Origin of the sequence: Persicitalea sp., from assembly GCF_041751555.1 — a bacterium.
Classification (GTDB): Bacteria; Bacteroidota; Bacteroidia; order Cytophagales; family Spirosomataceae; genus Persicitalea.
This window is the reverse complement of sequence record NZ_JBGSXF010000625.1, coordinates 1-12,651: the sequence shown is the minus strand read 5'-3', so window position 1 is coordinate 12,651 and position 12,651 is coordinate 1. Positions and strand designations below refer to the sequence as shown.

The window sequence follows — 12,651 nt, the reverse complement described above, 5'->3', positions numbered from 1 at the left end:
TGGGGTAAGCGCAGCGATATTTTTTACGTCAGGATTTTCCTGGCCGTGGGCCTGATCGTGCTACTGATTGCCATTATCAACTTCATCAACCTGGCCACGGCACGGGCCTCGCAGCGGGCGCGAGAAGTAGGCATCCGCAAGAGCGTGGGTGCTTTGCGCGGTAGCCTCGTTTGGCAGTTTTTGAGCGAGTCGTTCTTGCTGACGACGCTGGCGTTGTTACTGGCGTTGGTTATTTTTCAATCGTTTCTGCCCTTTTTCAACTCACTGGTCGATAATCAATTGAGTTTGCCGACAAACCAACCTGCCTTCTGGGGATACTTTGCAGGCTTCGCGTTCCTGGTCAGTGTTTTGGCAGGGGCGTACCCGGCTTTTTTCCTGTCGGGTTTCCAGCCTGCCAAAGTACTCAAAGGAATAGTCAGCGTGAAATCGGGGGTCGGCTTGCGGCAGACGCTCGTCGTGGGGCAGTTCGTGCTTTCGATTGCGCTTTGTATCGGGACGATCGTCATTTACCGCCAGCTCGATATGATGCAAAACAAAAAGTTGGGTTTTGACAAATCGCAATTGCTGTACGTTAAGTTAAAAGGCGATTCTCGCGGCAAAGCCCCGCTGTTTAAGGAGGAAATCGCCAAGCTGGCGAGCGTAGCCTCGGTCAGCGCGACTACCTCGACGCTCGTCGATGTGGGGAATCAATCTTACGTTGAATGGGAAGGCCAGGAGCCAGACGATAAACTCAGCATTACGCGGCTCAACATAGACCCCGATTTCCTAAAAACGACTGGACTCTCGCTGGCTTCGGGGCGCAATTTCTCTTTCGCTATCCCGGCGGACACCTTGAATACTTTCGGCAAGTACCTCCTCAATGAATCGGCGGCCCAACGCATGGGCTGGACTAACGAAAGCGCCCTCGGCAAGCGGGTGAGTTTCTACGGGCTCGAAGGCGAGGTGATCGGTATAATCAAAGACTTTCACTTCAAGCCGTTGCGGTCGGCGATCGAACCCATGATTTTCCGCTTTCGGCCCAAAGAGTATTCCTTCAATCTATTGGTGAAGACCAGCGGCGGAGACCTACCCCAAACGCTGGCCGAAATCGGTAAAATTCACAAAGCCAACGAACCAAACTACCCGCTGAGCTACGGTTTTGTGGACCAGGATCTGGCCGCCCAATACCGCGCTGAGCAAAAGATCAGCCAAATCGTGCTATATTTCTCCGTCCTGGCCATTTTCATTTCGTGCCTCGGCCTCTTCGGCCTGGCTACCTTCACTGCCGAGCAGCGCACCAAGGAAATAGGCGTCCGTAAAGTACTGGGCGCCAGCGTGACCAGCATCGTCGCGCTGTTGTCCAAAGATTTCCTGAAACTCTTGCTAATCGCCATCGTGATTGCCAGCCCCATCGCCTGGTACGCCATGAATGAATGGCTGGCGGATTTTGCCTACAAAATCGAAATCAGTTGGTGGGTCTTCGCCCTGGCGGCCGGGCTGGCTGTGGGCATCGCACTGCTGACTGTGAGTTTCCAGTCAGTGAAGGCGGCGTTGATGAATCCAGTGAAGTCATTGCGTTCAGAATAAATAGACTGTCTTCGGCCCCCCGGCCCCCCGGCGGCCCGGTTCGCTCAGGCTGTCTTCGACTTCGCTCAGACTGACAAAAGCCCGAAGCAATTGTCAGTCTGAGCGGAGTCGAAGACAGTCCATACACGCCAATCTCCGCGACCCTTCAACCATTAACCAAAAAACCATTTTTTCACTAAACCCCCAAAACCATGAGCTATGTAGCTATTCCCATTCCTCCCCTTCCTGGTAAGCAGGAGATCGAAATCGAGGTCACTATTAACGGAAAGAAGCACCAACTTCACTACCGGGTAGAGCTGTTTTACTGGAACGATTGCAGCAATCCGCAGGCCCACCGCGCCGATTGTATCAGCGAAATGCTCTCGTCCCACGACCCCGCCTGGACGGTGTACTACATCGGTGCGCCCACCGACGAGTTTGTTCCTATCACGTTTGTGAAGGAAGAAAGCCGGAGATTCCTGCGCGGGGAAGTGGCGTAGGTGCGTAAAGCCGCATTCCGCCGGACGTACAGGATATGCCCCGCCCATGTAGTGTGTATTGCAAGGTACTTGGTATATTATGATATTTGCACTCTTACAAAAAATAGTCGCTATGCCAGGAAGAATTCAAATAAGAAAGGTAGTTGTGGGGCTGATTTTAGGATTGTGTTTTGGGTTCAATGCAGAGGGCCAACCGAAACGAGAGCCGAACCTAGACGCCAGAATTGCGACTATTTTGCAAGAACACAACGTCCCCGGCGCAGGCGTGGCGTTGGTCACCAAAGATAGCGCCCTCTGGCTGGGAACGCTGGGACTGGCGGATCGGCAGAAAAATAAAGCAGTAAATGAAACTACCCTGTTTGGCGTTGGCTCCATTGCCAAAACCTTCCTGGCTGCCGCCATGATGGTTGCGCAGGAACAGAAGCTGGTCGCTCTCGATGACCCGATTCAGAAGATTATTCCTTCCTTGAAATTCACAAATCGCTGGACGGCAGCCCATCCCGTACGGCTGGTGCATCTGCTGGAACACACTTCCGGCTTCGACGAGGCACATTTCGACCTCTTTGCCAAAGCCAACGCGACTACGCCCTTCGGGGAAGTGATGCGTCACAGCCGTAGCGCACTTGATACCCGCTGGCCGCCCGGCCAATATTACGCCTACAACAACTTCGGCGCAATGGTCGCCGCGCATTGTCTGGAAGCAGCCGTGAACCGCCCTTTTGAAACTTACATGCAGGAAAATCTCCTGCTCCCGCTAAGCATGGAACGGGCTATCTACCATCCGTCCGATGGAACGAAACCTTATCTCGCCAATGGCTACGCTGGTGCCGACGCGACGGAGGAGCCTTTTCCCGACCTGCCCCAGTGGCCCGCCGGGAGCCTGGTTACTTCGATCACTGATATGGCGGGTTTTGTGCAAATGTTCCTGAACGAAGGAAAGCACGAGGGACGACAAATCCTGACGCCTTTATCCATTAAAAAAATGGAAACCCCATAATCCTCCTTAGGGGCTAGAAACGGCATCCGCTACGGTTATGGCAAAGGGCTGCGCGGGCGGTTGGAACAAGGGAACTTATTCTACGGACACGATGGCAGTTACGGCGGTTTCCTCTCAGAGTTCGGCTATTCGCGGGAAGCCGGTGTCGGCTACGTCATTCTGCTAAACAACCGGGACGGGGGCAAGGCTATGAAGGAAATCAAGCAAGTGCTTTTGTCGATGGCGGTGCCGGAAGAAGCGCCGAAAATGCCGCCTGCGGTCTCAAATAACCCCAACCAATTGCGGCCCTTGACCGGATGCTACCAGCCGATAGCACCCACGATGGAGATTTTTCGCTTCGCTATGCGGCTGGCCGATCTGCAATTTGTCGTCGAGGAAGACAGGCAGTTATTTCGAAAAAGCGTAATCGGTGATCGGCAGCCGTTGCTGAGTATGGGAAATAGTCGTTTCCGGCGAGAGGGAGAACCGCTAGCCACTTCGGTATTCGTGGAGGCTCCTAATGGCAAAAAGCTGTGGCTGGACGAGGACACCTACGTGCGGATACCCGTTTGGTGGGGCTATACGCAGTTTTTCCTGGCCGCTACTTGTGTAATGACAATGCTGCTTGGTTTTCTGATTTTGCTGTTTTGGGTTCCAGCCAAACTCATTAAAAAACAAGCCGAACGGGTTCGTTTGCAGGCACTGCCGATGATTGCCGTGAGCTGTTTGGGCATGATGATTTTGTCGTTAGCACTTCTGTACGACCCGATGGTCGAACACAGCACGGGGGCGATTCTGGCCTGGGTCTTTGGTTGGGCATTTCTGGGCTTTTCTTTCCTGGGCTTGTTGTACTGGTCGTTGGCCCAGTTCAATCGGCAGAAGTTTCATGCCTTCAACAAGTATGCTGCTTTGTTGTTGTCGGTGTCGTGCTGTATCGCTTCCGCTTATCTGCTGTACTGGGGCGTTATCGGGCTTACCCTTTGGGGTTATTGGAGACTCAACTGGCAGAGGTTTAGCTTCCGAAACTCGAAACTATTGCTTGTCCGATTCCGAACTGCAAGTGTTCGAAATCGGACGTTTTTTTGCCTGAATTTTATTGTAAAAAACTGATTGTCAGTAAAATATTTTCCAGGCATAGCTTTTTCTCTGCTGTATGTCAACGACGGGCGAACACATAGGTTCGTCCGGCGTGGTCCACTCTATAACCCTCAACAACATGTTCTCCAACTACCTGAAAATCGCTTACCGTAACCTCCGCCGCCACAAGACTTTCGGCATCATCAACATCGTCGGACTGGCAGTGGGATTGGCAGGATTTCTACTGATCGCCCTGTACGTCAAGGACGAATTGGGCTACGACCGCTACAACGAAAACGCCGACCGCGTATACCGCATGGGCCGCACCTTCCTGACTTCCGACGGAACGCCTTCGTTGTCTTTGGCGCAGGTAGCCCCGCCGTTCGGGCCGCTGGTCAAGCAGGATTTTCCCGAGGCCGAAGAGGTCGTCAGAACCTTGGGCTCGGGTAGTTTGGTGATGCGCAACGGGGAACGGCAATTCACCGAGGAAAACGGGTTCTTTGCGGAGGAGAATTTGTTCGATGTACTAACTTTCGACTTCGTCAGCGGCAATCCCGACGAGGCTTTGGACAATCCAAACTCCATTCTGATGTCGCGCCCGATGGCCGAGAAGTACTTTGGCAAGGAAAATCCAATTGGTAAGATATTGCGTGCAGAGAACGAGTACGACCTGATCGTGACGGGTGTGTACGAGCCGCTGCCCGCGCAGGCGCACTTTCACCCGGTTTTTCTAATGGCCTTTTCGGCTCTGAGCGACCCGAATGTTTACGGGGCCGAACAGTTGCGGACTAATTATGGCAATAATTCTTTCACTACCTATATTTTACTAGCCAAGGGCGCTGATCCGCAGCGCATGGAAAAGGCATTTCCGGCCTTTCAGGACAAGCACGTGCCGTCCTACCAAGGCCAAATGCCCTCCACTTTTTCGCTGCTGAGCCTGACCAAACTCACCGATATCCACCTGCGCTCCCACACCGATTCGGAACTCGAGCCGCCGGGAAATATCCGGTACATCTATATTTTTTCGCTCATCGGCCTGTTCATTCTGCTGATCGCCTGCATCAATTACATGAACCTCGCCACCGCCCGCTCGGCGGGACGCGCCAAGGAAGTCGGGATGCGTAAAGTGGTGGGAGCCAAGCGCGGCCAACTCATCGGGCAGTTCCTGAGCGAGTCGCTGCTGCTGGTCGTGCTCGCGTTGTTCTTTGCCCTGCTGCTGATGACGTTCGGCTTGCCCGCGCTGAATAATTTCAGCCAAAAAGAACTGTCTTTCAGCCAGTTGCTTGATCCTACTTTTCTGGTAATCCTAACCAGCATTACACTTTTGACGGGCCTGATCGCGGGTCTTTACCCGGCCTTTTTCCTGGCTTCGTTCCGGCCGCTCAATGTTTTGAAGGGGCAAATCGCCACCAAGTTACGGACAGGAACGCTGCGGCAGGTGCTGGTCGTCACCCAATTTTCTATTGCCATCGCCCTTATCATTGGGACGGCAGTGGTGCGCAACCAAATGCACTACATCCAGGACTACGGCCTCGGTTTGGCGAAGGATCAGGTACTGCTGCTGGGCGACGCGGGTAACGAGAATACCAACTACGAAACGCTCAAACGTCAATTTGTCCAAACGGGCGCGGTGCGCGACGTGGGCCGCTCGTCACGCATTCCTTCCGGGCGGCTACTCGACTCGCAGGGGGCCCGCGCCATGCAGGGCGACAGCATGGCTCCCACCAGCATTACCCTCAAACAACTGAGGGTGGACTACGATTTCGTTCCGGCCTATCAGATCGGGATGGCTGCCGGGCGCAATTTCTCCCGCGACTACGCCACCGATACCTCGATGGTCGTGATAAATGAAACGGCCGCGCGGCAACTTGGCTGGACGCCCGACGAGGCCGTCGGCAAGCCGTTTCAGTACGGCGCGGTTCAGGGACAAATCATCGGTGTTACCAAGGATTATCATTTCGAGTCGCTGCACGAAGAAGTCGCCGCCATCGCCATGACCCTCACGCCGGGCCGCCTTAATTGGATTTCGCTGCCTATGCAAGGCGACATCACCGTCGGCATTCAGCGCATCGAAGCCGCCTGGAAGCAACTTTTTCCCGGGGAGGATTTCCAGTACCAGTTTCTCGATGAGCGTTTCGACCGCCTCTACGCCGCCGAACAAAGACAACAAAGCCTGTTCAGCGTTTTTGCGGGAATCGCTATCCTGCTTTCCTGTCTGGGATTGTTTGGCCTGTCGATGTTCATGGCCGAGCAGCGCGTCAAGGAAATCGGCGTCCGAAAAGTGCTGGGTGCCAGCGTCGGCAGTATTGTCACGCTACTTTCCAAAGATTTTTTGAAACCTGTATTAGTGGCCTTGCTCATTGCTTCGCCCGTCGCCTGGTATGCCATGCGGCAGTGGCTGGCAGATTTTGCCTACAAAACGGACATCGGTTGGGGCGTGTTTGCGCTGGCGGGTTTGTTGGCCATCGGCATCGCGCTGCTGACGGTAAGTTTTCAGAGCGTGAAGGCGGCCGTGGCTAATCCGGTGGAGAGTTTACGGTCGGAGTAGACGACGTACTTCTTGGGTTTAAAGGGAGTAAAGGTCTAAACAGGGCGCCCCGAGGTGGTCAAACGGTGTCTTTCGGCTCACCTTTTTCCGACGGTTTTCATAAAAGCCTTAACCATTTAATCTCTGACCGTTTAACCCTTTTCCCAAACCCCCAAACCATGCTTCGCAACTACCTAAAAATAGCCCTCCGTAACATCTGGCGCAGCCGGGGCTATACCGCCATCAACGTCGCGGGCCTTGCTACCGCATTTTGTATCGGAATCTTCCTGTTCCTGACGGCTTACTTGCACCTAACGTACGACTCTTTCCACGAAGATGGCGACCGGATTTTCCAGACCTATTTCTTCGCCAATGCCCCCGACGAGGTGATCAAGAATGGTACCATGCCACTACCGCTCACCCCTGCTTTGAAGGCGGATTTTCCCGAATTGGAAGCCGTCTCCCGCGTGATGACGGGACGGCGGGATTTGGTGGAAGCGAATGGAAAGTACCTCGATAAACTCATCACCTATACTGATCCCGATTTTTTGAAAATATTTTCTTTCCCGCTGGTCGCCGGAAACCGGGAAACGGCCCTGAACGAATTGGGCGGCGTAGTACTCAGTGAAAACATGGCAACTGACCTCTTCGGCAGCGCAGATGTGGTGGGCAAGTCGGTTCGTATTGGCAACGATGGCGACGAGAAAGACTACGTCGTGACGGGCGTCATCAGCGATGCTCCCGATAATTCGTCGATCCATTACGACGCGCTGGTGCGGGTCGAGAATGCGGCGGATTATCAAAAAAGCAAGGAAGAATGGGGCGACGGAACCCATTCCGTGTTCCTGAAACTACCACCACAGATTAGCAAGAGTGGGTTTGAAACTCGCCTCAAGCCTTTTGCCCAGAAGTACTTCCCGGAGGCGATTGCTGATCTTACGAAGAACAAAGCTAAGCCCGATGCGCGCGGCGATGTATTTGCGGTGCGCTTGCAGAAGCTAGCCGATGTCCATTTCAGTCGGGAAATTTCTGACCGCAAGGGTACCCCGGTCATAATCATGTATGTGTTGCTGGGCATGGCGGTCTTTATTTTGTTGATCGCCTGTATTAATTTCATCAACCTGAGCATCGCACGGTCGTTCACCCGCGCGCGGGAGGTCGGTGTTCGCAAATCGTTAGGGGCGCTTAGAAGTGGCTTGTTTGTGCAGATTTGGAGCGAAGCGGCACTTATTTGCGGCTTGGGAATTGTGGCGGGAGGTCTTTTGGCGTACTCATTCATGCCTTCTTTCAACGCCGTTTTTGGAACCAAACTCAAACTGGCGAACGCCTTGCAGCCGGGATTTATAGCTCTGCTGGCGGGCGTCATCGCGCTGGTGACGCTGCTGGCGGGCGGGTATCCGGCCTGGCGAATGGCCCGGTTCAACACCGTGGAAGTGCTGAAAGGTAAAGTGAAGATGAAAGGGCGCAGTCTGTTGCGTAGCTCTCTCATCGTGAGTCAATTCGCCATTTCCTGCCTTTTGGCTTGCTGCACCGTGGTCGCCTACCAGCAGGTAAACCATCTACGCGATAGTCCACTCGGCTTCGACAAAGAGCAGGTGATCAGCATCCCGGTGGGCAATCAGGTCGATGGACGCCAGGTACTCGGGCGGCTGCGCAACAAGCTGAGCAGTGACCCGAGCGTGCTGGCCGTGACGGGAACGGATGTCAATTTGGGAAAGGGGAAAGACCGCGTCAGTTCGCGATCCACTTCGAGCTTTACACATCGGGGCAAGCAGCTTACTACTGACGAACTGCTGGTCGATTACGATTATCTTAAAACCTTGAAGATAAAACCCATCGCGGGCCGCGATTTTAGTCGCGCCCATCCTGCCGATTCCGTCAGCGCCGTGCTGATTACGCAGAGCCTAGCCAAAATGATGGGTGAAGAAAATCCGGCAGGTACTTTTTTGGGCGGTGATGCAGGGGAGAGGCAGGGCGACCGATCGCAGATCATCGGCGTGATACCCGACTTCCACCTGTACTCGGTCGCCGACGAGGCTAAACCGATCACGATGCACCTGTCGGCCACCGAACCTATCCGCTACATTTTCGTGCGCGTGACGCCCCAAAGCCTGGCGGGTTCGATGGAAAAAATAGAGGAGGTTTGGCAAGAAGTAGCCCCGCAGTCGGAATTCATCGGATCGTTCCTGAACGAGAACGTCGATGCCTGGTACCAGAACGAAGAGCAATTCTCGCAGATGTTGAGCCTGGCGTCGGTCATTGCGCTCATGCTTTCGTGCATCGGTCTGTTCGCTATTGCCCTGCTGATGATGGAGCAGCGCACCAAGGAAATTGGCATCCGCAAAACGCTAGGCGCCAGCGTAGGCGGCGTGGTTGTCCTGCTGTCGCGCGATTTCGTCAAGTTGGTACTTGTTGCTCTTGCCATTGCTCTGCCCGCCGCGTGGTATGGGATGCAGCTTTGGCTGGACAGCTACGCCTATCGCATCGACCTGAGCCTGTGGGTTTTTGCGTTGGTTGGTTTGGGGGCCATTTTGATTGCAGTAGCGACGGTAAGTTTTCAGTCGGTGAAGGCGGCGTTGATGAATCCGGTGGAGAGTCTTAGGAGCGAGTGAAAGGACTGTCTTCGACCGCACCGGCGGCCCAGTCCGCTCAGACTGACAGCGGAAATTGTCAGTCTGAGCGGAGTTGAAGACATCCATACAGACCATCACCGAGCAATTCCAAGCACACTAATTAGCCATTGACCCTTACCCTTTGACCCGTTTCTAAACCCCTAAACCATGCTCTCCAACTACCTCAAAATCGCCTACCGCAATCTCCTGCGCAACAAACTCTACTCCGGCATCAATATCGTCGGTTTGGCGGTGGGGCTGTCGGCTTGTATCGTCATCATGCTGTTCGTCAACTACGAAACGGGTTACGACCGTATCCACACCAAAAACATTTATCGACTCGATGAGGTGCAGATGTTCGAGGGCATGGTCGCGCCGCAGAAGGTTGCGCTGTCGATGTACCCGATGGGGCCGACACTCAAAGAGGAATACCCGGAAATCAAGAATTTTGTCAGGATCGACGACCAGCACGATGTGTTGCTAAATCACAACGGCAAGAAAGTGGAGCTTCCGGCGGTGCTTTCGACGGACGCCAATTTCCTGACGATGTTCGATTTTGCCTTGCTCGAAGGCGACGGGGCCACGGTGCTGGCCGAACCCAACTCGGTAGTTCTTACCCAAAAAAGTGCCGCCACTATTTTCGGGGACGCCGAACCCGTCGGGCAAACACTTCTGTCCTACGGTCGGGACACGCTGACCTTCAAGGTCACGGGTGTGCTGGAAAACCTGCCCGCCAATTCGCATCTGCAATTCGACGCGCTGTTTTCGATGAGTAGCTTCGTCGGCCCCAATGCGCTCGAAAACTGGGGCGGCAACTGGCTGGTGACTTACCTCGAATTGGAGAAAAACACCGATCCAGCCGCGCTGGAAAAGAAATTTCCCGCCTACCTCGGGAGCCACATGAGCGAGGAAGGCGCGAAGCAGTACGAGCTGTTCCTGCAACCGCTGGCCGAAGTCCACGCCAACTCGACCGACATCACGCACGACTACATCAATTTCCAGAAGTTCGACCGCACCTACACCTACATATTTTCCATTATCGCGCTGATTGTGCTGGTGATCGCCTGCGTCAATTTTATGAACCTCTCCACCGCCCGCTCGACGGGTCGGGCCAAGGAAGTCGGCATCCGCAAGGCAGTCGGAGCGCAACGTTTTCAGTTAGCCGGGCAGTTTGTCGGCGAGTCTGTGTTGCTGGCGTTTTCGGCTCTGGTTCTGGCCGTGATCGTGGTCAAAGTCGCTCTGCCGTACATCAATAGCATGAGCGACCGTAGCCTGGACTTTGCGATTTTTACCGATCCCAAACTCCTGCTCACCGTGCTGGGCGGAACGGCGCTGATTGGGATACTTTCGGGCCTGTATCCGGCTGCGTATTTGTCCTCGTTCGAGGCCGCCAAGGTACTCAAAGGCTCGATCCGTACGGGCAAAAGTACTTTCCGCAACGCCCTGGTGGTCGCGCAGTTCAGTAGTGCGGTTTTCCTGATCATCGGCACCGGATTCGCCTTGAAGCAACTCAACTTCATGCGCGACAAAGACCCCGGTTTCCAGACTGACCAGGTGGTTCTGGTGCCGCTCGACCGCAAATCGGGAGAGAAGTACCAGTCTTTGAAGAAAGAACTACTGGCTAACTCCCTGGTCGAAGCCGTGTCGGCCTCGCAGCAGCGGCTGGGCAACAATATACATCAATGGGGCATGGAATTTCAGGCCGATAGCCCCGCGCGGCAAGTCGGCACGTCCAACGTGGTGGTCGATCACGATTACTTGTCGCTGTACAAAATCGAACTCGTGGCCGGACGAAACTTCCGCGACGATGCCTCGGACGACGGGCGAACATACATCATCAACGAATCGCTCGCGAAGGAGTTATTGAAGGAAGAAGCCCGGCCGGACATCGCATCGCTGGTCGGGACGCGCTTCGGCCTTCGGGATGAGAAAACCGATTCGCTGGGTACCATCGTCGGCATCGCCAAAGACTTCAATTTCAACTCGCTCCACCACAAAATTGAAACGCTTTCCATGTACAACCAACAGCATTGGGGTTACTCGGAAATGTCGATTCGGGTCAAGGGTAAGGACTCCAAGAAGGCTATCGCCGCCATTAAAAAAATCTGGAACGATCAGGTACCCGAGGAGACGTTCAGCTACTCGTTTCTGGATGAGCATTTTACCAAACTCTACCGCGCCGATAGCCAGGTCAGCGAGATCGTGGGTATTCTGGCGGGGCTGGCCGTCTTCATTTCGGCCCTTGGTTTGTTTGGGCTGGCGTCCTACTCCGCCGAGCGGCGGGTGAAGGAAATTGGTGTCCGCAAAGTACTGGGCGCGTCGGTCGTCGGCATCGTCGGGCTGCTGTCGAAAGATTTCCTGAAACTGGTCGGGCTGGGCATCGTCATAGCCGTTCCCGTCGCCTGGTGGGCGGTCGACTCCTGGTTGCAGGACTTCGCCTACCGCATCGACATCGACGCCTGGCTGTTCGTGGCGGCGGGCCTGCTGGCCGTCGTCATTGCCCAACTGACGGTGACTTTCCAGAGCATGAAGGCAGCGCTGGTGAATCCGGTGAAGTCGCTGCGGAGTGAATAAGGGAGGAAGAAAGTACGAGCGGGGCGGCTACGCGCTGACGGGCGAAACGCGGCCTTTCCCGATGGGTGACGAGCGGTTTGGGTTGCCGAAGACAGATTTGGAATTTGTAGTACGCGGAAGGCATTGGGCTAGTCGAGAATAAGGTACAGGATTCGTTGCTTTCGTTTGCGCTGGATTTTGTTTAAGTTTGAAAAGATTAAACTAGCTGCTTAGAATGATCTTAAGTTTCGACGGGCGAGGTAATATGATTCCTTATCGACGGGTTGAGGCAAACCTCGAAACGTGTTTTGGAACATTTGTACAGGAGTTTACAGAGTCACTTACACGTCACGAGCTTTACGAGAACTTGATACAGATCGGATTGATCTTTTTGATATAACAGACGCGTCCGTCTCTCAATGGTTGAACGGAAGTTTCGTAACCCTGAAATCTGATCCAGAGGACATCGATCTCGTTAACTTCATTCCATTCAATGACAACCTGGATAACGCGCTTGAAAAACTAATACCTTATTTTACCGTTGGAGGGTCGATGGAAAAGTACCGAATAGACGCTCATTTGGTACCCGTGTATCCAGAGAGCGACCCGCGTTTTGAGAACACAAAACTGCGCACAGCGTACTTTGAAAGGTGGTTTGGACACGACCGCGACGGATATTCAAAAGGATTTATCGAAATTATTGAGCCATGATTGAACCCCGCAATCCTGATATTATCATTCGCGAAATCAACGACTTGAATCAAATCATTTCGCAATCCGAACAGCTTTCTCAACAATTCCCAGCGGACGGCCTACTACAGCTTGCCCTCAAACAAGACCAGCACCGCAAAAAGCAACTTG

Annotated in this window: 9 protein-coding genes; all 9 read left to right on the top strand. The window is 54.0% G+C overall.

The genetic code is table 11. The features are described from left to right. Positions 1-1,566, top strand: a 1,566-nt coding sequence (locus tag ACEW8P_RS22145; protein ID WP_373515247.1) for an FtsX-like permease family protein, incomplete at its 5' end; no start/stop codon positions are given. A 191-nt stretch (positions 1,567-1,757) separates the two neighbouring features. Beyond that, positions 1,758-2,045: a hypothetical protein gene (locus ACEW8P_RS22140; RefSeq protein WP_373515246.1), complete on the top strand. Its 288-nt coding sequence runs from the start codon at positions 1,758-1,760 to the stop codon at positions 2,043-2,045. A gap of 112 nt (positions 2,046-2,157) precedes the next feature. Next, complete coding sequence (locus tag ACEW8P_RS22135; protein WP_373515245.1) at positions 2,158-3,042, top strand: serine hydrolase domain-containing protein; 885 nt, start codon at positions 2,158-2,160, stop codon at positions 3,040-3,042. A gap of 60 nt (positions 3,043-3,102) precedes the next feature. After that, positions 3,103-4,131, top strand: coding sequence for a hypothetical protein (locus tag ACEW8P_RS22130; protein ID WP_373515244.1), 1,029 nt, complete (start codon positions 3,103-3,105; stop codon positions 4,129-4,131). 106 nt (positions 4,132-4,237) lie between these two features. After that, positions 4,238-6,646: an ABC transporter permease gene (locus tag ACEW8P_RS22125; protein ID WP_373515243.1), complete on the top strand. Its 2,409-nt coding sequence runs from the start codon at positions 4,238-4,240 to the stop codon at positions 6,644-6,646. A 158-nt stretch (positions 6,647-6,804) separates the two neighbouring features. Next, the gene (locus ACEW8P_RS22120; RefSeq protein WP_373515242.1) at positions 6,805-9,237 is read left to right on the top strand and encodes an ABC transporter permease; all 2,433 of its coding nucleotides are present in this window, start codon (positions 6,805-6,807) and stop codon (positions 9,235-9,237) included. A 168-nt stretch (positions 9,238-9,405) separates the two neighbouring features. Beyond that, positions 9,406-11,811, top strand: a complete 2,406-nt coding sequence (locus ACEW8P_RS22115) for an ABC transporter permease (protein ID WP_373515241.1) — start codon at positions 9,406-9,408, stop codon at positions 11,809-11,811. Next, a complete protein-coding gene (locus ACEW8P_RS22110) occupies positions 11,804-11,953 on the top strand; it encodes a hypothetical protein (protein ID WP_373515240.1) in 150 nt (49 codons plus the stop codon). The genes ACEW8P_RS22115 and ACEW8P_RS22110 overlap by 8 nt, the downstream gene beginning before the upstream one ends. 140 nt (positions 11,954-12,093) lie before the next feature. Continuing rightward, entirely contained in the window at positions 12,094-12,501 is a 408-nt protein-coding gene (locus tag ACEW8P_RS22105; protein WP_373515239.1) for a hypothetical protein, read from the top strand. Positions 12,502-12,651 lie beyond the last annotated feature (150 nt).

Coding starts and splice junctions, on each gene's coding strand:
- ACEW8P_RS22140 (WP_373515246.1), top strand. CDS start 1,758: ATGAGCTATGTAGCTATTCCCATTCCTCCCCTTCCTGGTAAGCAGGAG.
- ACEW8P_RS22135 (WP_373515245.1), top strand. CDS start 2,158: ATGCCAGGAAGAATTCAAATAAGAAAGGTAGTTGTGGGGCTGATTTTA.
- ACEW8P_RS22125 (WP_373515243.1), top strand. CDS start 4,238: ATGTTCTCCAACTACCTGAAAATCGCTTACCGTAACCTCCGCCGCCAC.
- ACEW8P_RS22120 (WP_373515242.1), top strand. CDS start 6,805: ATGCTTCGCAACTACCTAAAAATAGCCCTCCGTAACATCTGGCGCAGC.
- ACEW8P_RS22115 (WP_373515241.1), top strand. CDS start 9,406: ATGCTCTCCAACTACCTCAAAATCGCCTACCGCAATCTCCTGCGCAAC.